Raw genomic sequence first — 19,347 nt, forward strand, 5'->3', positions numbered from 1 at the left:
AAGTTGTCGGAATTCGCCAGAGGATGAGGCGGTGCTGCGCTACGAATTCCGTACGCTTCCCTGCGCTGGCATTATCCAGATCAGGTTCAAAGGGTATTTCTCACCCACGCAACACGGACCTCCAACCTCCGTGCGACGCAGGACCCCCGCGTTAGCAGCGCACACGATACACCGCCGGCGCAGTGCTTGGCAACCGGTCTCGAAATCGGTGTGGCCCGAATGGTGGCCGGCTTACAGCCTGTCGTGCTTATCTCTATTGGGCTGCGCGGGGTGATGCGCCGCAGCATGAAAGGTGGCGTTGCCCGATCTTTATCGTCAGCCACGCCATGTCCTCCAGTCCCGCAATAAAATTTCAGAGGCGCTGTCATAACGGGCGACGCTCGCCGACTAACGTGCAGATTTCCAGATGGAGCCTGCCATGAATCCCCTTATGCGTTCCCACGCGTATCCGCTTATGCCTGTACGCGTGCGTTCACTCACGCGCCGCTTTGCCGACTCGCCGGTGGTGCGTGCCATCGCGCTGTTTGCCGCGCTAGCCACGAGCGGTGCCGCTCAGGCCGCCGATGCGATGTGCAAGGCGCACAGCCCGGCCCACCGTGTCGCGCTGGTCGAGTTGTACAGCAGCGAGGGTTGCAATAGCTGCCCGCCGGCGGATCACTGGCTGGGTCAGTGGAAGGACAGCGGTGCCGCTCGAGGCGTCGTGCCGCTTGCCTTGCATGTCGACTACTGGAACAGCCTTGGCTGGAACGACCGCTTCTCCCAGCATCGTTTCACTGAACGGCAGCAGACGCTGACCGATCTCGCCGGCGGCCACACGATTTACACGCCTGAAATCTTCGTGTCGGGGCGTGAGTTGCGTAGCTGGTCCCGGCCCGAGAGCTTCGATGAGCGTGTTCACGAGGTGACCGCCGAGCCGGCGCAGGCAGACGTTGCGCTTGAACTCGCGCCGCCTGCTCAGGGCACGAACGGTTTCGGCGTCGACGCGCGCTTCACGTCCAAAGCCACGGTCCACGATCCATTGAACGCGTACGTCGCCGTCTATGAAAACGCGCTGACGTCGCAAGTGCGCGCCGGCGAAAACAGTGGCGCGACGCTGCATCACGAACGCGTCGTGCGGCAATGGATCGGTCCGGTGCCGCTTGCGGGCGGCAGCGCGCAGATTCGCCGTGAGATCGCGCTCGATGCCACCGATGCCGCCGACCGCCAGGCGCAGCCGGACAGGTTCGGCGTCGTGGCCTTCGTCGAAAACGCATCCACCGGCGAGGTGTTGCAGGTGACGGAACTGGCCGCCTGTCAGTGAGGCCGCCGGCGATCGATTGAGGTCGACGCCTTCGCCATGAGTAACCCTCGATCTGAACCTCGCACCTGATTTTCGGAGACTTGAAACCTCGCATGCTCTAGCCGTCGCGGCGTCTGTTCGGCAGGCAGTCGCTCGCACGAACGCCCAGCCGCTTTCCGGATACAGAATTTACGATTCTTTCATGGACGCCCAACCGCGTTCCTGCATAATGCTGCGGTGCGTGCCGCGGTTGTCCGCCGTTGCCGTCCCCAAGTACTTCTGCCCGTTCTACCACCATGTCTTTGAGCCTTGCCTGCCAGGCCGCATCCACGATGCGGCGCCCGCCATCTGGACCCAGCGTCCCCAGCGGGGGCACAACGCCTCGAACGACATGGGTGGATTGAACGCATGTCGCTGCAACCTCCTGGCCGTTTTCCCCTCCGTTTTGCCGTTCGCCTGCCTCAGTCTCATGCTGGCCGGATTGCGCTCGCGCTGAGCGTCGTCTACCTCGTGTGGGGCTCCACGTATCTGGCCGTGCACGTGGCGCTCGGATCATTCCCACCGCTCCTTCTGTCCGGCCTGCGCAACCTGTTTGCGGGTATCGGCCTGTTCGTCTTCGCCGCGCGTCGTGACCCGGTCTGGCCAAACACCGCTGAGATTCGCAACGCCGGGCTGGTCGGTACGATGCTGGTGGGTCTCTCGAGCGGGATGCTGGCTTTCGGCATGCGCACGGTCGGCACCGGCACTGCCGCGGTCATGGTCGCTACCGTGCCGCTGTTCGCTACCGTCATCGCCGCTGTGGCGGGACGCAAGATCGGGCGGGGCGAATGGTTTGCCGTGGGCCTCGGACTCGTGGGGATTGCGATCCTGAGTCAGGGCGGTGGCGCGTCGGGCTCGGCCGGCGGGAGTCTCGCAATTCTGTGTGGCGCGCTCTTCTGGGCAGGCGGCGCGCATCTGGCTGGACGGCTGAAACTGCCGTCGGACCTGTTTATGTCTACCGCGTTGCAGATCGGCCTGGGTGGCGCGATGTCGACGATCGTCGCGTGGGTCTCCGGCGAGCGCATGGCCGAACTGCACATCCTGCCGCTGCTGGCGTTCTTCTACCTGATGCTGGTCGGCACCATGGCCGCGTATGTCGCGTACGGCTATCTGATCCGGCATACCAGTCCGATCATCGCCAGCAGTTGCATGTACGTGAACCCGGTGGTGGCGGTCGCGCTTGGCGCGCTGCTGCTCGGCGAACCGGTGACCGGCGCAACGGTGATTGCGACGGTGGTGATCCTGGCGAGTGTCGGTCTGTCGTTCTGGTTCGATTACCGGCGCCGCGGTCTGGCGTGAGAGGCAGAGGCCCGCAACGCGCCCCCGCGTTGCCTGACTATAAACGCGCCGCCAGCTCCGCCCCTTCGCGGATTGCCCGCTTGGCATCGAGTTCGCTCGCCAGCGCCGCGCCGCCGATCACGTGATACCGCGGGCCGTCCGCAGGCGGCGTGGCCGGCTGCAGATCGCGCAAGGATTCCTGCCCCGCGCAGATCACGATCGTCTCGACCTCGAGCCACTGCTCGGTGCCTTCGCGAGCGATCTTCAACCCGCGTTCGCTGATCTCCAGATACGACACGCCGTCGAGCATCCGCACACCGTTGCGCATTAGCGTGGCCCGGTGCACCCAGCCCGAGGTCTTGCCGAGCCCCGCACCGAGCTTGCCGGCTTTGCGCTGCAACAGCCAGATGTCGCGTACCGGTTGCGCAGGCAGCGGCGCTTTCAGACCGCCGCGCTCGCGCACGGCCAGATCGACGCCCCATTCTTCGAGCCACGCGTCGCGCGGCTGCGGCAGCGGCTCGCCGGGATGATGCAGCAGGAACTCGCTGACGTCGAAGCCAATCCCACCGGCGCCGATTACCGCGACGCTGCGGCCTACCGGCGCGCCGCGCAGCACCTCGACGTAGGTCAAGACGTTTGGCCCGTCGATGCCGGGAATCGCCGGACGGCGCGGAGCGATGCCTGTGGCGAGGATCACGTCGTGGTAGCCGCCCGCGCCGAGCAGCGCGGCATCGACGCGAGTGGCGAGCCGCACGTCGACGCTATACCGCTGCAACTGGCTCTGAAAATAGCGGATCGTCTCGCTGAACTCTTCCTTGCCCGGCACACGCATCGCGAGATTGAACTGTCCGCCGATGGTTGTGCTCGCATCGAACAGCGTCACACGGTGGCCACGCGAGGCGGCCACCGTCGCCGCCGATAGCCCGGCCGGCCCGGCACCCACCACGGCAATCGTCCGCGGCGTCTCCTGACTGGCGAGCGGCCGGTACACCAGTTCAGTTTCGCGTCCCGCGCGCGGATTGACGAGACAGGTGGCGCGCCGGTTCTGGAACGTGTGATCGAGACAGGCCTGGTTGCACGCGATGCAGGTGTTGATCTCGTGCGTGCGCCCCTCGGCGGTCTTTATGACGAAGTCCGGGTCGGCGAGCAGCGGCCGCGCGAGCGACACCAGATCGCCTGCGCCCTGGGCGAGCAGATCTTCGGCGACGTCCGGTGTATTGATACGGTTCGAGACGATCACCGGCACCTTGACTGCTGCCTTCAGGCGCGCGCTGAGCGGCGCAAAGGCCGCTCGCGGCACCGAGGTGACGATGGTCGGCACGCGCGCCTCGTGCCAGCCGATCCCGGTATTGAACATCGTGACGCCGGCCGCTTCCAGAGCCTGCGCGACCTGCACGGTCTCCTCCCACGTATTGCCGCCTTCGACGAGATCGATCAGCGACAACCGGTACACCACGATAAAGCGCTCGCCGCACGCGGTCCTGACGGCTTCGACGATCTCGCGCGCAAGCCGCATGCGGTTCTCGAGACTGCCGCCGTAACGGTCGGTACGCTGGTTGGTGCGCGGGCAGAGGAACTGGTTGAGCAGATATCCCTCGCTGCCCATGATCTCGACGCCGTCGTAACCGGCGCGCTGGGCGAGCCGCGCGCAGCGCGCATAGTCGCGCACGGTCTTCGCCACGCCGGCCAGCGTCAGTGCGCGCGGCTTGAACTTCGAAATCGGCGACTTCAGTGCCGAAGCGGACACCACGAACGGTTGATACCCATAGCGTCCCGCATGCAGGATCTGGAGCGCGATCTTGCCGCCTTCGGCATGCACGGCCTCGGTAACGAGGCGGTGATTGCGCAGGTCGAACACTGAGTTTAGCGTGCCGCCGAACGGCAGCAGCCAGCCTTGCCGGTTCGGCGAGATGCCACCCGTGATGATCAGACCGGCGCCGCCTTTAGCGCGCTCGCGGAAATACGCGGCGAGTTTCGGGTAGTTCCAGAAGCGGTCTTCCATGCCCGTATGCATCGAACCCATGACGACCCGATTGCGCAGAGTCGTGAAGCCGAGGTTGAGTTCGGCGAGCAAGAATCGGTAAGGCATGCAACGGACCTTGTAAAAGTGGGGTGCGCCCGAACAATACACCGCCGATCGGCCGAACCTTCCGAGGAAAAATTCTAATCCTGCGAACTCGTTGGCCACCAGGCCTGTACCGACGGTATCTGATCCAGTCTGGTGCATGCGGCACATCGATTGCTGAATGCGAGCGTCCATATCACGCGCGTCACACTGAACCGATGCGCAACAGGGATAAGAGAGAGCGCCGCTGAGACAGCTCATCGGGGCCGTTCGCCTGAAAAACGAACGCGCCATCCGGCGGGTACGGCGTTCGTACAACTAATGGGTCGAGACCCGACATCGATATAGGTGCACATATGAAGCTAATCCGAACCATGGCGGCCATGATTGGCGTTGCGGCCGTCCTGACAGCTTGCGGTGGCAGCGGCAGCGACGCCGCGAAAACGCTGGGGATCACCGATCCGGAAATCCACTTCGAAAATGCCGTGCCCGGCAGTTCGCCCTATGACTTCCTCGTCAACGGCTCGGCGCCAGGTGGACAAACCAATGTCGCCTACCTGGGTGTGACGAACTTCACCAACATCGGCACGGGCGCGACCACGGTCGCGTATGCCGCCACGGGCACGAAGACGGCGCTTGCCAGCGGCAGTTTCCCGGACGTGGCCAACGGTCATGAATACACCGTGATCGCCTTGCCGGGCCTCACGAGCCCCGGTATCGGCCTGATCGACGACCCGTTCGACAAGGGCCTGCTGTCGAACGACGCACGCGTGCGGGCGTTCAATGCCTCGGCGAACGCGACCAATCTCGACCTCTATATCGTGCCGGCCGGGACCAACATCAACACTGTCAGTCCGACGATGGCGGGTGTCTCGTTCAGCAATGCCGTACCGGCCAGCGGTCAGGACTCGCTGTATCTGTCGGGTGGCACCTATATCGCGATCGCCACGGTAGCAGGCAGCAAGACGGCGATCTTCCAGTCGGCGTCGTTTAGTCTTGCTAACAACGCGGACTGGCTGGTCACCACGGTGCCGATCGCCGGCACGTTGAGCCAGTTGCTGCCAGGCCAGATTCACTTGCTGGTTGCACAGGGCGGTAACACCGGCACGCCGGCGATTGAATTGGCCAACACGCTGACGGGCCAATAAGCGGTCAAGCGGCCCTCAACAGGCGCTCAAAAGCGAGTCCATTAGCGATTAACAGGCAACTATAAGACCGACGTAGTTCGGCATGGCAGGGAGGAGCAGGGCGGCGATCCACCAATGGTGGGTCGCCGCGTTGCTATGTGTCGGCCAACATCGTGTGCGGTGCGATTGGCATGCGATGCGATGGCGTGTCCTTGCCACCCCGCAGCACATAAAAAAGCCCGACGCGCAAACGCATCGGGCTCAACTTGCAGATCACATCGAAAGCGATCTTGCTGACGCCGCCACGGCGCCAGCAAGCCGCGTTACTTGGCTTCTTCCGCGCTGTTCGTGATGGCGTGGCCGCCGCTGGAGATATCCTGGCCGGCGCCAGCCACGGTGTTGCAGCCGGCGAGGGCCGCAGTGCCGGTAATCAGAAGCAAAGCGATGGCGATGAGTCGAGTCATGAGTTTTCCCCTTCTGAAGAATGCATCGATTGACGCGCCTGATGAGCGGCGCGCGCTCCCTGTCGACCAACCGGGCATCGCGCCAGCCGATCTGGTCTGATTGCATCTTAAAAAATGGGGCGTCGCGGCGATGTCGGTCACGCCGCGATTTTGTTGTAGGCGCGATCCGTTGTTTGCGTCGGCGCTGTCCTACAGGCGCCTGTGCATCCGCGCAGTACCACCTGCGCGGCTACATCGAAGCAGACGGAGCGTCGAGCGCCGACGCGGTCGTGCTGACGCAAGGCATCACCACGTGAATATCGGTGCCGTTCGGCACGCCGCGGCGGATATCGAAGCGGCCGCCGTGCGCCGCCACGCGCTGGCGCATGCCGAGCAGGCCATGCGTGTGAGTGCGCTTCAGGTCGGCGGGCGTGATGCCCACACCGTTATCGGCGATGGACAGCGCGACCTGGCCGTCCGCGATCTCGAGCCCAATCGATACTCGCGAGGCGCGCGCGTACTTCGCCGCATTCGTGAGGGACTCCTGCGCGACGCGGAACAGCGCGATTTCGGTCTGCTCGTCGAGCTGGATGTCGTCCTTGGGCAGATTCAGTTCCAGCACCCAGTTGTTGCGCTGCGCCGACTCGTCGGCAAGCGTGCGCAACGCGGTCACCAGGCCGAAATTGGTCAGCACGGTCGGGCGCATGTCTTCGATGATGCGGCGTTTGAGCGCGATGCCCTGATCGAGGTTGGCGAGCGCGCGCGTGAGTTTTTCGGAGATCGCTGGTTCGCTGTCCTTCAGTTTGCGGTTGGCCCAGGCCACGTCCATCTTGCTCGCAGTGAGAATGGCGCCCAGCTCGTCGTGCAGTTCGCGCGCAAGCTGGGTTTTTTTCGTTTTCGCTGACGGCCTGCAAGTGCCACCCCAGCGCTTCGAGCTGGCGGGTGCGCTCGGTGACCAGCTGGTCGAGCTCTTCCTGCTGCGTGATCAGTTGCCGCTGCACGCGCGCCTGGCGATCGATCTGGATGCCGAGATTGCGAAACAGCAGGATGAACAGCACGATATTCAATGCCGATAACCCGGCCGCCACCAGCGTCGACACGCGCTGATCGGCCCGGCTCGCATCGAGCGCATGCTGCGCGCGGCTCGCTTCGTTATCGCGCAGCAGCGACAGGGTGTTGTCGACGAGGCCCGCATCGGCCGGCGCCGCGCCGCTGGCGGTACCGCAGGCCGAGAGCGCGAGCGGTTGCGGCTCGGCTTGCTGCAACGCAGCGGCGCCCGCGCCGATGCGCGCGTCGATTAACGATGCGATCTGTGTGAAGCTCGCCAGCTCCGCGCTGCCCGCCTCGCGGCGATGATAGTAGACGCTCAGTTGCTGCGCGATCTGACGCACCCGGCCCGCGGTCGAGCAATAGGCCTGTACGTTGGCCGTCTGCTTCGTCAGAAGAAAGCTGCTTTGATAGGCGCTGAGTTGCGCCAGCTGGCTTTGGAGCGTGCTCAGTTGCACGGTGACGTCGCGTGCTTCGAGGGCGCTCTCGTACTCGGCCGCGATGCGTTCGCGGGCCGTCTCGAGAATCACGAGGCCGCCCACCGTGATGACGATCGCCACCGTCATCGCAATCGCCCAGCTCCGGTTGCGCATCCACGCGTTGAGCCGCGTCGCCGCGAGCGGCGTTTGCGCCGGATTTCGCATTGGGGTTTGCACCGAGCTATCCAGCGGGTTTTGCACGTTCTTCACGCCTCGGTTCCTTGATGACCTTCTTAGTGTAGCGGGCGCCGCGCATGCGGGGCGGCTTCACGCACATGCACGGCTCATGCCGCGTCATCGTAAAGTACCTGTAATGCAATGTCGGCGGATTCTCACACGAAAAACGGCGTGAGCCGGAATGCGGTACGCCAGAGCGGTCATTACGATGGTTCTACTAGTCCAATCCTTGTTGTGGGAGAAATCCATCATGCTGAAATGGGCCTTGATCTTCGCTGTGATCGCCATCATTGCCGGGCTGTTCGGCTTTACCGGCATTGCAGCAGGCGCCGCCGCAATTGCGAAGTTCCTGTTCGTAGTGTTCCTGATTCTCTGCGTGGTGTTCCTCGTACTTGGTTTTGTGGTCACCAAAAAAATAGTTGATTAGCGGCGGGGGCATCTAGCCGGGCACACGGATGTCGCACTGCCCGGCGCCTCATCGACCAACAACACTTAACTCAGGAAGGGAGAACCGCCATGCTTCACTACGCAGTCGTATTTTTTATCATCGCGATCATTGCCGCGGTCTTCGGGTTTACCGGCATCGCGGCAGGCGCCGCCGAAATCGCCAAGATCCTGTTCTACATTTTCCTGGTCGTATTCGTCGTGACACTGCTGCTTGGCGTGTTCCGAACGTAGATATTGCCCAGCTCCCGCCACTGGCACATCAGGCGCGGTTCGTGCGTGTTGTGCAGTTCCCCCCAATACCGGTTAAAGGAGAAGCTCAATGTCGAAGTCATCCAGCGCACCCACCCAGAGCCACGGTCCGTTCGTGATGGACCTGCAGAAAATTCGCGAGGACGCTCGCAAGCACATGTCCGATGGTGCCGTCACGCAAAGTTACGGCGCCGACCGCGAGGTGGTGCTCAAGCTGTTGAACGATTCGCTCGCGACGGAAATCGTCTGCGTGCTGCGCTATAAGCGCCATCATTTCATGGCCAAGGGCATCAACTCGGAGGCGGTCGCCGCCGAATTTGCCCAGCACGCCGCCGAGGAGCAGGGACACGCCGACCGTTTCGCGGAACGTATCGTGCAGCTTGGCGGCGAGCCGGACTTCGCTCCGGACAGCCTGAAGAGCCGCTCGCATTCGGAGTATCAGGAGGGCAAGAACCTGACCGAGATGATTCGCGAGAACCTGATCGCCGAGCGCATCGCGATCGATACGTATCGCGAGATCGTTCGTTACCTTGGCGATAGCGACGTGACCACCCGGCGCATCTTCGAGGAAGTGCTGGCGGTCGAAGAGGAGCACGCCGACGACATGGCGGACCTGCTCGAAGGCCGCGAGTGAGAGTATTAAGCGCGTGCAAATGAGCGTCGCAGCGCGCTCGACCGGGTACGGCAGGGACGTTTCGCCTCACGTCGAGGCGAGACGTCATTACAATGTCCGCTTGGGATCGATCTTCGCTGCACAGACGGGAAGCCAATGATTCGAGTGTTGATAGCCGACGATCACGCCATCGTCCGGGGCGGTTTCAGACAGTTCGTCGCCGACGAGCCGGATATGTGCGTGGCCGCGGAAGCCGCGACCGGTGACGAAACGATCACCCTCGTGCGCGAGCAGGCCTTCGACGTGGTGCTGCTCGATATCGCCATGCCGGACAAAAACGGTATCGACACCTTGCGGGTCATCAAGCAGGTGCGCCCGAAGCAGGGCGTGCTGATCCTCTCCGGCTATCCGGAGAGCCAGTACGCTATCAATCTGCTGCGGGCCGGCGCGAATGGGTATCTGAACAAGGACTGCGAGCCCGACGAAATCGTGCGGGCAATTCGCGCGGTGGCACGCGGGCACCGCTATCTGTCGGAGGCGGTGGCCGATACACTGGCGGACAATCTCGACAAGCCGGCCGCCGGCCGTCCACACGAAGGGCTGTCCGAGCGCGAATTCCAGATCTTCTGCAAGCTTGCCGCCGGGCAGATTCCGACTGACATCGCAGAAGAACTGCATTTATCGGTGAAGACCGTGAGCACCTACCGGGCGCGGGTACTGGAGAAAATGCGCCTGACCAACAATGCGGATCTGACCTACTACGCGATCAAGAACGGCTTGATCGAGTAGTCAATGAGTAGCGTCACGCAAGGAGCCATGCGCGGACATCGCGCGGAGCAAGGCAATGAGCAGCGATTCGATCTCTCCTGACAGCGCCGGCCAGCCGCCCTTGCGGGTGCTGCTGATCGAGGATTCGGCATTGATCCGCCGCAGCATCGTCGAGGCTATCGACGCGTCGGGGATGTTGCATGTCGCGGCCTTCGCCGATACCTCGGACGAGGCCATCGCGTTGTTGACCGGCGAGTCCTTCGACGCGGTCATCATCGACCTGCAACTGAAGCACGGTTCGGGCGTGCCGGTGCTGGCGTATCTGCAGCGCGAGGGTTTGATCGATCGCACCTTTGCGGCGGTCCTGACCAATCATGCGTTGCCGGCCTACCGCGAGCGCTGCCTGCAATACGGCGTGCGTCACTTCTTCGACAAGTCGTTCGAGTTCGACCGGGTGATCGATGCGCTGCACGACTATGCGCAGACCCGCAGGGATGGCTGACGGTAGTGTGCGTCAAGCTCGTTCGAGCCCGTATCAGGCGTCCGCAACCGGGCGCTGCGGCTGGCGCAGATGATTCCACGCCGCGAGCCCGGCGAACACCACTCCGGCGATGCTCACGCCCACCCATCCGAATACCGGCCAGACCGCGGCACCGACCGCCGAGCCCGCCGCGCCGCCGATGAAGTACGCCACCATGTAGACCGTATTCACGCGGCTGCGGGCGTCGGGTGAGAGCGCGTAAATGCGCGACTGGTTGGAGATCTGCGCAGCCTGCACGCCCACATCGAGAATGATCACGCCGACCACCAGCCCGGCGATGCTCGCGCTGGACAAGCCGAACACGACGAACGATACGGCGACGAGTCCGATCGACAGCGTGATGATCGTGCGCGGCCCGCGTCGGTCGGCGAACTTGCCCGCCAGCGGCGCGGCCATGGCCCCCGCTGCGCCGACAATCCCGAACAGGCCAGCAGCCTGCGGCCCGAGATGGAACGGCGCGCCTGCCAGCAGCAGCGCCAGCACCGACCAGAAAATGCTGAACGCCGCGAACATGAATGCGCCGGTAAGCGAAGCCTCGCGCAGACCTGGGTGTTCGACGATCAGATGCCACATCGACACCATCAGTTTGCCGTAGGGCAGCGCTGAAGTCGGTTGACTCTTCGGCAGACGCAGCAGGATCACCACGGCCAGCACCAGCAGCGCCACCACGGAAACGCCGAAGACTGCGCGCCAGCCGAAATATTCGGCCACGAGGCCGGCAGCGGTCCGCGCCAGCAGGATCCCCAGCAGCAGCCCGCTCATCACCGTGCCGACTGCCTGACCACGCCCGGAGGGCGGCGCGAGTTCGGCGGCGAACGGCACGGCCTGCTGCGCGATGGTGGAGAGCACGCCGATCGCGAGGCTGGCGCCGATCAATACCGCGAGAGTCGGCGCCGTGGTGGCGACCACCAGCGCGACACACAGGCCGGCGATCTGCAGCAGGATCAGCAGACGCCGGTCGAAGCGGTCGCCGAGCGGCGCAAGCAGCAGCATGCCGGCCGCGTAGCCGAGCTGGGTGGCGGCCGGCACCACGCCGACCCACGACGCGCTACGCGGAAACGACTCGCGCAAGCTGTCGAGCAGCGGCTGGTTGTAATAGATATTCGCGACGGAGACGCCCGCGATGACGGCAAGCAGAAGCAGCAGGCCACGCAGCGAGCGTTCAGTGGCGGCGGGTGAGGCGGAATCGGTCGTGGACATGAGCGGGGGCCTTCGACGGAGCGTCAGGATAGACGCTCCTCAAGCCCGCCGATCATACCGGAGCGAGGCGGATCGTGCTGATCCCATGAAAATGAGATGCCCGTTCGCTTTCGATCCGTACAATCCCCCGGCCCCGCGACGGGGCAATCGGCAATCTTCGACGCAACAGACCATGAAAACGCAGCGATTTGCAGGACTTGAACCGAAGGGCTTCGGCGGCTGGCTGCTGCTGGCGATGCTCGGACTCGTGGCCATGACGGCCGCCACGATCGTGGAGTTGCACGATCCGCTCAAGATGATGCTCGAGTGGGAATTGCTCGCGGTGTTCGTGCGGCCGGAAACGCACGGCTGGTATCGCGCCGTGATCGCAATGGTCGGCATGGACGTGGCGACCGGCGTGTTCATCGTGGCCGGTATGGGCTGGCTGCTTTTGCTTGCGTGGCGGCGCTCGGTACGCTTTCCCGTGCACCTGCAGGCATGGCTTCTCGCCATCGTCGTGATGCGCACCATCGCGTACCTGGTGGGCGACCACATGACCCACGCGATTGCGATCGACGTCGCGATTCCGTTCGACGGCTTCGAAATCGCCGTTGTAGCAGCGGCGCTCGGGATTCCGTACGTCAGGCGAAGCCGGCGGGTACGCAACACCTTTATCGCGCGCTGACCTCTGGGGTTGAGGCGCATCCGCGAAGCTAATATTTTCCAGACGGGCCTCTCGTACAATAGCGTCCACCGTTCTACGTGGACCGTTGATGAAGCCCGTGCCGTTGAAGTTGCCACATGCCATCCCGAAGCATCCTGACGCCGCGGTAGCATGCCGTCGTGCGTGGTTCCCCTGGTTGTTTCAGGTGTGGCGAGCCGTACCGCGCAGCACGCCGGCGATACTGGCCGCGTTGGCGGCAATGGCTCTGGTCACGCTGCCCGTTCACGCCGCTCCATCGATCGCCCAGTTCGGCGAGCCGCGCTACCCGGCTAATTTCAGCCACTTCGACTACGCCAACCCCGATGCGCCCGCTGACGGCACGCTGAAGTTCGGCAACTACAACGAGCTGCAGAGCTACGATTCGCTCAATCCGTTCCTGTTGCGCGGGGCGCCCGCTCCGGACATTCGCGAGCTGATGTTCGATACGCTGATGCAGCGCAGCTGGGACGAAGTGGCATCGGAATATCCGCTGATTGCGGACGACGTCGAAGTACAACCGGACTTTACTTCGGCGACTTTCCATATCAATCCCGCGGCGCGCTTTTCCAATGGCGACCGCATCACCGCAGCCGACGTCAAGTATTCATTCGACATACTAACGAGTCCACAAGCTTCGCCGCTGTTCAATTCCCAGTTTGCGGTGATCAAAAGCGCGACCGTGCTCGACCCGTCGACGATCCGCTTCGATTTCACACGTCCTGAACGGGACGCGCCGTTGATCGCAGGTGACCTGCCGGTGTTTTCGCCGAAGTGGGGCATGCGGCCCGATGGCACACACGTGACTTTCGAACAGACCGCCAACGTGCCGCCGATCGCGAGCGGCCCCTATCTGATCGAGCGCCGTATCAACGACAAGACGATCATTTACCGGCGCAATCCCGCTTATTGGGCCGCGAATCTGCCGTCGCGGCGCGGCATGTTCCGTTTCGAACGCGTGACGTTCCAGCTCTTTCTGGACAACTTCGGTCCGCTCGAAGCCTTCAAGGCCGGCAGCATCGACGTCAACGTCGAAGGCAGCGCTACCATCTGGGCGCGCCGCTATGTGGGAGAGAAGTTTCGCACTGGCGAACTGAAGCAAGGCACGTTTCCCAACGGGCCTGCGTATATGCAAGGCATCCTGATCAATGTGCGGCGGCCGATGTTTCAGGACGTGAGAGTGCGTCGGGCGCTGACACTCGCGTTTGATTACGAGTGGATGAACCGGATGATGTTCTACGACCAGTACCGGCGCTCGACCAGCTACTTTGACCCGGATTCGTTCGGCGCCACGGGCATGCCCGGTCCGAAGGAGCTGGCGCTGCTCGAGCCGTATCGCGCCAGTTTGCCTCCGGCCGTGTTCGGGCCGATGCTGAAGCAGCCGTCGACGCTGCCGCCCAGCTCGCTGCGGGCCAATCTGCGTGAGGCGCGCGACCTGCTGGGCGAGGCCGGCTGGCACTACCGCGACGGCGCGTTGCGCGACGCCAATGGCACCGCCATGACGATCGAGGTACTCGACGACGAACCCGGCATGGACCGTCTACTGCTGCCCTACATGCAGGCGTTGAATACGCTGGGCATCCAGACTCAATGGCGCGAGGTGGATAGCGCCCTGTACCAGCAGCGGCTCGACAGCTTCGACTTTGATATGACCACTGGCGGCTATCTGCCAGTCAGCGTTCCTGGCGTCGAATTGCTGCGTCGCTTCAGCAGTGCGGCGGCCGCGGAGGAAGGATCGGAAAACACCGTGGGCGTGCGCTCCAAGGTCGTCGACGCGCTGATTCAGAGCGCGTTGTCCGCGCAGACGCTCGACGATCTGCAGGCGGCCACCCGCGCGCTCGACCGCGTTTTGATCAATTCATATTACGTGGTGCCGGAATTCTATGCGCCGAACGCGCGCATCGCCTACAAGAGGACGTTCGGCTGGCCGGCGCCCTTGCCGAAGTCCTATCGCGACGTGGATTGGGTGATCGACTACTGGTATGTCAAACCGCATGGCGCCTAGTCGATCAACGCGCCTTCGGGCTCGTAGAACGGATACGGCCCCTCTGAGCGATCCACATACGCGTGGTGCGTCACCAGTCCCGTGGCCGCGTCGTAGTGGTGCAGGGCAAAGGCGGCTGGCTCCAGCATGAACGCGGACGGCGCATCCTCACGCAGATCCAGCGCCACCTGGTGCGCAGGCGCCGGCACCGCTGAGGCGATCGTGCCGCCGAAGCGCACGAACATCGGGCGATGCACATGCCCGCAGATTACCCGCTCGACATTCGGATAGCGCGCAATCAGCGTCGCCAGCTTCTGCGCCGCCTGCGGCTCGAGCCGGATCTCATCCATATGACCAATGCCGCAATCGAACGGCGGATGATGCAAGGCGACGATCAGCGGTTTGCCTTGCGCGGCCTCCAGTTGACCGGCGAGCCATTCGAGACGCGCCTCGCACAGATCGCCGCCGCTTTCGCCGGGCACGATGGAATCGAGCGCCAGCAGGCGCAGCGGGCCGATATCAACCGCGTACTGCACGAAGTCGCCGCCCGCGCTTAACTCGGGACGGTCGCTGAAGGCGTCGCGCAGGGCTGCACGGTCGTCGTGATTGCCGACCAGCAGGTAGTACGGAATCTCGAGTGGCGCGAGCAGTTTCTTCAGATGTTCGTATTGCTCCGGGTCACCCTGGTCGACGAGGTCGCCAGTCATGACGACGACATCGGGACGCGGCTCGAGTGCATTGAGCGCCGCAACGCAACGGGCGAGTGCGGCGCCGGTATCGACGCGGCGGTAAGCGAGCGCGCCGGGCCGTTTGATATGCAGGTCGCTGATCTGGGCTAGCAACATGGGAATGTCCTCGTAGGTTCGCTTTGTTCAAGATAGCGCAATCAGCGCTTCCGGGGCGATCGAAATGCCGACCGGCGTGCCGCGCGCGAGTTCGACACGGCCAGCCACGTCGACGATCAGGGCATCGGGCGCCGCGCCGCCAATCGTCAGACGGGTGCGCTCGCCGAGAAAGGCCGCGCTTTCGACGGTGCCGCGCAGATGCGCGCTGGCCGGATCGGCCAGGTAGGCGTCTTCGGGCCGGAAAAACAGCTCGTTCTCTCCGGCTGCCGCCGAGCCAGGTGTGCTGCGCAATGGCAGCGGCACCGCCCCGCCTGTGGTGCTCAGCACGCCTTCACGCCGCTCGCCGGCGAGGCGGTTGATCGTGCCGACGAACTGCGCCACCGCGCGATTCGCCGGACGGTAGTAGATGTCGCGCGGCGTGCCGATCTGCTCGATGCGGCCGGCGCTCATCACGACGATCCGGTCGCCCAGTTCCATCGCTTCGGCCTGATCGTGGGTCACATACACGGTGGTGATGCCGAGTTCGCGCAGCAGCGTATTCATCTCGCCGCGCAAGGCGTCGCGCAGGCGGGCGTCGAGCGCAGTGAGCGGCTCGTCGAGCAGCAGCACGCGCGGCTGCATCGCCAGCGCCCGGGCGAGCGCGACGCGCTGACGCTGGCCGCCGGAGAGCTGATCGATCGGTTTGTCGGCGTGGGCGGTGAGCCGCATCATCGCGAGCAGTTCATCCACGCGTTGACGCGCGATGTCTGCTGCCACGCGTTTGATCTTCAGCCCATAGCCGATGTTGCCGCGCACGGTGAGGTTCGGAAACAGCGCGTAGCTCTGGAACACCATGCCGACCTGGCGCTTCTCGATCGGCAGCGCGGTGACGTCTTCGTCGCCAAAGGCAATCTGGCCACCGGCGTCAGGCGTCTCCAGACCGGCGATCATGCGCAACGTCGTGGTCTTGCCGCAACCGGACGGCCCGAGCAGCACGAGGGTTTCGCCGGCGCCGATCTGCAGGTCGAGCGGTTCGAGCACACGCGTGCCGCGAAACGTCTTGGCACATTGCGTCAGCGTGATGGGAACGGGAGCGAGTTTCATGGCGTGTCGATGGTGCGGGTTGAACGTGGCGAAGCTGCCTTAAGGCGTTTCGGCTTGCTGCTGCGCTGGCCAGTGGCGTCGACGCCGAGCCATTGCATGGCGACCAGCAGCGGCATCGTCATGATGAAGAACAGGATCGTGTAGGCGCTGCCGATCTCGATGCGCAGCGACGCGTAGGTATCGGCGAGGCCCACTGGCAGTGTCTTCGTGTCAGGGGTGTGCAGCATCCACGTGAGGTTGAATTCGCCGATCGAGAGCGTCACCACCGCCAGCGCACCGGCGACGATGCCCGGCCGTACGTTCGGCAATACGATGGTCAGAAAGCGCTGCGTAAAACTCGCGCCGAGGCTCGCGGCGCCTTCCTCGAGTGTCCGCAGATCGGCGCTCGCAGCGACGGCGGCAACCGCGCGCACCATGAACGGCAGCGTGAACACGACGTGACCGACGACGATGAACCAGACGCTCATGCGGAACACCGTGATGCCGCCGTACACCACCAGCAGTGCGAGTGCGGACGCGAGACCGGGCAGAGCGATGGGCAGCACCAGAAACTCTTCGATGATGCGCGAGAGCCGCGTCTTGCTGCGTGCCAGCACGTAGCCCGCCGGCACGCCGGTGAGCAGCGTGATGACGAGCGTCGCCGCCGCGACTTCGAGCGACAGAAACACCGATGCGTGATACTGCGTCCACACTTCGATCAGCCAGCGCAGTGTTAGGCCGCTCGACACACCCTTGAAGTAATTGACGGTGAGGCCGGCCATGATCGACATCACGACCGGCACGATCAGAAACGCGCACAGCAGCAGCGTTACGAGCCACTGGCCGGCTGAGAGCAGCGTGCGCGACGACAGGCGCGGCTGCGTGCGGCGCCGGGTCGACGGCGCAGACGGTGGCGCGGATGGTGGTCTGGCGGTGTCGGTTACGGAGTTCATCGGTGTATCTTCATACAGATTGATAGCAGAGCTAAGGGGTACTTGTTCAATGCGGCTTGCGGGTACACATCGTCACGTAGGCACCTGCGCTATGCACTCGCTGCGACAGCCGAGCCGGTAGCGCTACGTGCCAACGCCAGCACGAGCCACGTCACGAGGCCAAGCACAATCGACAGCCCTGCGGCCGTTACCATGTTCGCGTTCAGCGTGAACTCGGTGTAGATGGTCATCGGCAGGACGTCGATATCGGTGGCGAGCGTAAAGGCCGTGCCGAACGCGCCCATCGCGGTGGCGAAGCACACCGCGCCTGCCGCGATCAGTCCCGGCGAGAGGGCGGGCAGCACGATGTCGCGCATGATCTGCCACGGCGACGCGCCAAGCGAACGTGCCGCTTCTTCGAGCGAGGCATCGAGCTTGGTCGCCGACGCCATCACCGTCACGATCACGCGCGGAATCGAGAAGTACAGGTAGCCGAGAAAGAGGCCGCTCATCGAATACGCGAAAACCCAGCGGTCGCCAGTCAGCTTCAGCGACAGCGCGCCGATCAACCCCTGACGTCCCGCCAGCATGATCACCATGAAGCCGACCACTACACCAGGGAACGCCAGCGGAAAGTTCAGTAGTGCGAGCAGTGTGCGTTTGCCTGGGAATTCGCGCCGCGCCAGCAACAGGCCCGAGATCACGGACAGCACCAACGTCGCCGCTGTGACCGCCGCCGAGAGCAGCACGGTCGCGCCGAGGCTCGTCATGTAGCGCGCGTTGGTCAGCATCGCGCGGTACGTATCGAAGGCGTGGCCGTTGCCGCTCAGCTGCGCGAGCGCGCCCATCGGCAGCAGCCAGAACGCAATGAAAACTGCGAGCGCCGGCGCGATCAACGCAATGCGCCAGCGCAGCGGAAACGTGACGTCGTTCAATGCATCACCTGAAGATACTGTTCGCCGAAGCTTTGCTGCTTCTCCGCCATCTTGCCGAAATCGACCGCTTTGGCGCGGGCGTATTCGCTTGACGGCAGGAATTTGGCGGCAGCTTCCGGGCTCATCGCATTGGCGCGTACCGGACGCAGGTAGGCATTGGCCCACAGCTTCTGGCCTTCGTCGGAGAGCACGAAATCCAGCACCTTCTTGCCGTTGGCTTCATGCGGCGCGCCTTTCACGAGGCTCATCACATACGGCACCGAGATCGTGCCTTCCTTCGGAATCACGAATTCGACATTGGCCTGATCCTTGTATTTCGCACGGTAGGCGTCGAAGTCGTAATCGAGCAGGATCGGAATTTCGCCGGAGAGCACACGCGCATAGGCGGTCTGCTTCGGCACGATCGGCGCGTTGGCCTTGAGCTTGCGGAACCAGTCCAGACCCGGCTGGAAGTTGTCGAAGCTGCCGCCGAGCGCCTGGTTCACGGCCACCGCGCCGGCATAGCCCACGAACGCACTCGACGGATCGAGGTAGCCGATCATGCCTTTGTACTCGGGCTTGAGCAGGTCGGCCCACGAACGCGGCACCGGCTTGCCTTCGAGCGCATCCTTGTTGACGAAAAAGCCTAGCGTGCCCGAGTGGATCGCGAACCAGTAGCCTTGCGGATCCTTCATGTTGGCGGGGATGTCGTCCCAGTGAGCCGGCTTGTATGGCTGGATCACGCCTTTGTCTTTTGCCTGGAAGGCTGACGATACGCCGAGGTAGACGACGTCCGCCACCGGGCTCTTTTCTTCGGCCATCAACTGGGCGATGGACTGGCCGGAGTTCTTGTTGTCGAACGGCACGCGAATGCCCGTCCTGGCCTGGATCGCCTTGATCTGGCTCGCCCAGTCGGCCCATTCGGGCGGGCAGTTGTAGCAGATCGCGGTTTCGTCGGCATAGGCCGCGGCGGGTGCGGCGAGGATAGTCGCGGCCGAGGCGAACAGGGCAGAGGCGGTTAGCACGGCGGTGGCGGTGGTGCGCGTCAGCTTGCCGGTCAACTGACGCAGGACGGCACCAAAACAGGAGGAACGGCGAGTCACAGCGGGTCTCCTTGGAAGGAAGGTAGCGAGAAGTGTGTTAAATCGTGCTTCAGCAGCGGGGCCTGCGAGGCGCCTG

18 protein-coding genes, 1 pseudogene and 1 riboswitch are annotated in these 19,347 nt (G+C 63.8%); of the genes and pseudogenes, 10 read left to right on the forward strand and 9 right to left on the reverse strand.

All coding sequences use genetic code 11. The annotated features are described in order from the left end of the window. Positions 1–39: 39 nt before the first annotated feature. Positions 40–158, reverse strand: a riboswitch (TPP riboswitch). A 296-nt stretch (positions 159–454) separates the two neighbouring features. After that, the gene (locus BUS06_RS09665) at positions 455–1,300 is read left to right on the forward strand and encodes a DUF1223 domain-containing protein (RefSeq protein ID WP_074266000.1); all 846 of its coding nucleotides are present in this window, start codon (positions 455–457) and stop codon (positions 1,298–1,300) included. 387 nt (positions 1,301–1,687) lie between these two features. Beyond that, positions 1,688–2,617 (forward strand): EamA family transporter, encoded by a 930-nt coding sequence (locus BUS06_RS09670; protein ID WP_074264070.1) that lies wholly within the window; start codon positions 1,688–1,690, stop codon positions 2,615–2,617. A gap of 37 nt (positions 2,618–2,654) precedes the next feature. On the opposite strand, the gene BUS06_RS09675 is transcribed toward BUS06_RS09670, so the two are convergent. Then, positions 2,655–4,685 (reverse strand): NADPH-dependent 2,4-dienoyl-CoA reductase, encoded by a 2,031-nt coding sequence (locus BUS06_RS09675; RefSeq protein WP_074266001.1) that lies wholly within the window; start codon positions 4,683–4,685, stop codon positions 2,655–2,657. A gap of 332 nt (positions 4,686–5,017) precedes the next feature. Between BUS06_RS09675 and BUS06_RS09680 the strand changes: the two genes are divergently transcribed. Then, the gene (locus tag BUS06_RS09680; RefSeq protein WP_074264071.1) at positions 5,018–5,809 is read left to right on the forward strand and encodes a DUF4397 domain-containing protein; all 792 of its coding nucleotides are present in this window, start codon (positions 5,018–5,020) and stop codon (positions 5,807–5,809) included. 302 nt (positions 5,810–6,111) lie between these two features. Here the strand turns inward: BUS06_RS09680 and BUS06_RS09685 are convergent, their stop codons facing one another. Both BUS06_RS09685 and BUS06_RS09690 read right to left on the reverse strand, forming a co-directional pair. Further along, on the reverse strand, positions 6,112–6,252 hold the full coding sequence (locus BUS06_RS09685; RefSeq protein WP_074264072.1) for an entericidin A/B family lipoprotein: 141 nt from the start codon (positions 6,250–6,252) through the stop codon (positions 6,112–6,114). A gap of 229 nt (positions 6,253–6,481) precedes the next feature. Next, positions 6,482–7,922, reverse strand: a pseudogene (locus BUS06_RS09690) (sensor histidine kinase). A 262-nt stretch (positions 7,923–8,184) separates the two neighbouring features. On the opposite strand from BUS06_RS09690, the gene BUS06_RS09695 reads away from it, so the two are divergent. The 5 genes from BUS06_RS09695 (at position 8,185) to BUS06_RS09715 (ending at position 10,513) form a co-directional block, all read left to right on the forward strand. Then, positions 8,185–8,361, forward strand: coding sequence for a DUF1328 domain-containing protein (locus BUS06_RS09695; protein WP_074266002.1), 177 nt, complete (start codon positions 8,185–8,187; stop codon positions 8,359–8,361). An 89-nt stretch (positions 8,362–8,450) separates the two neighbouring features. Further along, positions 8,451–8,612: a DUF1328 domain-containing protein gene (locus BUS06_RS09700; protein WP_074264073.1), complete on the forward strand. Its 162-nt coding sequence runs from the start codon at positions 8,451–8,453 to the stop codon at positions 8,610–8,612. 88 nt (positions 8,613–8,700) lie between these two features. Beyond that, entirely contained in the window at positions 8,701–9,264 is a 564-nt protein-coding gene (locus BUS06_RS09705; protein WP_074264074.1) for a ferritin-like domain-containing protein, read from the forward strand. A 135-nt stretch (positions 9,265–9,399) separates the two neighbouring features. Then, positions 9,400–10,032: a response regulator gene (locus tag BUS06_RS09710; RefSeq protein WP_074264075.1), complete on the forward strand. Its 633-nt coding sequence runs from the start codon at positions 9,400–9,402 to the stop codon at positions 10,030–10,032. 55 nt (positions 10,033–10,087) lie between these two features. Then, positions 10,088–10,513, forward strand: a complete 426-nt coding sequence (locus tag BUS06_RS09715; protein WP_074264076.1) for a response regulator — start codon at positions 10,088–10,090, stop codon at positions 10,511–10,513. 33 nt (positions 10,514–10,546) lie between these two features. Here BUS06_RS09715 and BUS06_RS09720 read toward each other — a convergent pair whose 3' ends face one another. Further along, a complete protein-coding gene (locus BUS06_RS09720) occupies positions 10,547–11,752 on the reverse strand; it encodes an MFS transporter (protein WP_074264077.1) in 1,206 nt (401 codons plus the stop codon). 172 nt (positions 11,753–11,924) lie between these two features. Between BUS06_RS09720 and BUS06_RS09725 the strand changes: the two genes are divergently transcribed. Together BUS06_RS09725 and BUS06_RS09730 are read left to right on the forward strand one after the other, a co-directional pair. Beyond that, positions 11,925–12,416, forward strand: coding sequence for a DUF2569 domain-containing protein (locus tag BUS06_RS09725; protein ID WP_074264078.1), 492 nt, complete (start codon positions 11,925–11,927; stop codon positions 12,414–12,416). Positions 12,417–12,654: 238 nt separating this feature from the next. Beyond that, positions 12,655–14,436, forward strand: a complete 1,782-nt coding sequence (locus BUS06_RS09730) for an extracellular solute-binding protein (protein ID WP_254368890.1) — start codon at positions 12,655–12,657, stop codon at positions 14,434–14,436. Here BUS06_RS09730 and BUS06_RS09735 read toward each other — a convergent pair. From BUS06_RS09735 to BUS06_RS09755, 5 genes are all read right to left on the reverse strand, one after another. Continuing rightward, entirely contained in the window at positions 14,433–15,260 is an 828-nt protein-coding gene (locus BUS06_RS09735) for a phosphodiesterase (protein ID WP_074264079.1), read from the reverse strand. The genes BUS06_RS09730 and BUS06_RS09735 overlap by 4 nt on opposite strands. Positions 15,261–15,287: 27 nt before the next feature. After that, on the reverse strand, positions 15,288–16,343 hold the full coding sequence (locus tag BUS06_RS09740) for an ABC transporter ATP-binding protein (protein WP_074264080.1): 1,056 nt from the start codon (positions 16,341–16,343) through the stop codon (positions 15,288–15,290). After that, the gene (locus BUS06_RS09745; RefSeq protein ID WP_074264081.1) at positions 16,340–17,275 is read right to left on the reverse strand and encodes an ABC transporter permease; all 936 of its coding nucleotides are present in this window, start codon (positions 17,273–17,275) and stop codon (positions 16,340–16,342) included. Before BUS06_RS09745 ends, BUS06_RS09740 begins: the two co-directional genes overlap by 4 nt. Before the next feature lie 89 nt (positions 17,276–17,364). Further along, a complete protein-coding gene (locus BUS06_RS09750) occupies positions 17,365–18,189 on the reverse strand; it encodes an ABC transporter permease (RefSeq protein WP_074264082.1) in 825 nt (274 codons plus the stop codon). Next, positions 18,186–19,271 carry an ABC transporter substrate-binding protein gene (locus BUS06_RS09755; RefSeq protein ID WP_074264083.1) on the reverse strand — a complete coding sequence of 362 codons (1,086 nt, stop codon included), beginning with the start codon at positions 19,269–19,271 and terminating at the stop codon, positions 18,186–18,188. Before BUS06_RS09755 ends, BUS06_RS09750 begins: the two co-directional genes overlap by 4 nt. Positions 19,272–19,347 lie beyond the last annotated feature (76 nt).

This window comes from Paraburkholderia phenazinium (assembly GCF_900141745.1).
Taxonomy (GTDB): Bacteria; Pseudomonadota; Gammaproteobacteria; order Burkholderiales; family Burkholderiaceae; genus Paraburkholderia; species Paraburkholderia phenazinium_B.

Excerpts from the sequence above, each read along its gene's own strand:
- BUS06_RS09665 (WP_074266000.1), top strand. The coding sequence starts at position 455 with ATGCCTGTACGCGTGCGTTCACTCACGCGCCGCTTTGCCGACTCGCCG.
- BUS06_RS09670 (WP_074264070.1), top strand. The coding sequence starts at position 1,688 with ATGTCGCTGCAACCTCCTGGCCGTTTTCCCCTCCGTTTTGCCGTTCGC.
- BUS06_RS09675 (WP_074266001.1), bottom strand. The coding sequence starts at position 4,685 with ATGCCTTACCGATTCTTGCTCGCCGAACTCAACCTCGGCTTCACGACT.
- BUS06_RS09680 (WP_074264071.1), top strand. The coding sequence starts at position 5,018 with ATGAAGCTAATCCGAACCATGGCGGCCATGATTGGCGTTGCGGCCGTC.
- BUS06_RS09685 (WP_074264072.1), bottom strand. The coding sequence starts at position 6,252 with ATGACTCGACTCATCGCCATCGCTTTGCTTCTGATTACCGGCACTGCG.
- BUS06_RS09695 (WP_074266002.1), top strand. The coding sequence starts at position 8,185 with ATGCTGAAATGGGCCTTGATCTTCGCTGTGATCGCCATCATTGCCGGG.
- BUS06_RS09700 (WP_074264073.1), top strand. The coding sequence starts at position 8,451 with ATGCTTCACTACGCAGTCGTATTTTTTATCATCGCGATCATTGCCGCG.
- BUS06_RS09705 (WP_074264074.1), top strand. The coding sequence starts at position 8,701 with ATGTCGAAGTCATCCAGCGCACCCACCCAGAGCCACGGTCCGTTCGTG.
- BUS06_RS09710 (WP_074264075.1), top strand. The coding sequence starts at position 9,400 with ATGATTCGAGTGTTGATAGCCGACGATCACGCCATCGTCCGGGGCGGT.
- BUS06_RS09715 (WP_074264076.1), top strand. The coding sequence starts at position 10,088 with ATGAGCAGCGATTCGATCTCTCCTGACAGCGCCGGCCAGCCGCCCTTG.
- BUS06_RS09720 (WP_074264077.1), bottom strand. The coding sequence starts at position 11,752 with ATGTCCACGACCGATTCCGCCTCACCCGCCGCCACTGAACGCTCGCTG.
- BUS06_RS09725 (WP_074264078.1), top strand. The coding sequence starts at position 11,925 with ATGAAAACGCAGCGATTTGCAGGACTTGAACCGAAGGGCTTCGGCGGC.
- BUS06_RS09730 (WP_254368890.1), top strand. The coding sequence starts at position 12,655 with ATGGCTCTGGTCACGCTGCCCGTTCACGCCGCTCCATCGATCGCCCAG.
- BUS06_RS09735 (WP_074264079.1), bottom strand. The coding sequence starts at position 15,260 with ATGTTGCTAGCCCAGATCAGCGACCTGCATATCAAACGGCCCGGCGCG.
- BUS06_RS09740 (WP_074264080.1), bottom strand. The coding sequence starts at position 16,343 with ATGAAACTCGCTCCCGTTCCCATCACGCTGACGCAATGTGCCAAGACG.
- BUS06_RS09745 (WP_074264081.1), bottom strand. The coding sequence starts at position 17,275 with ATGAACTCCGTAACCGACACCGCCAGACCACCATCCGCGCCACCGTCT.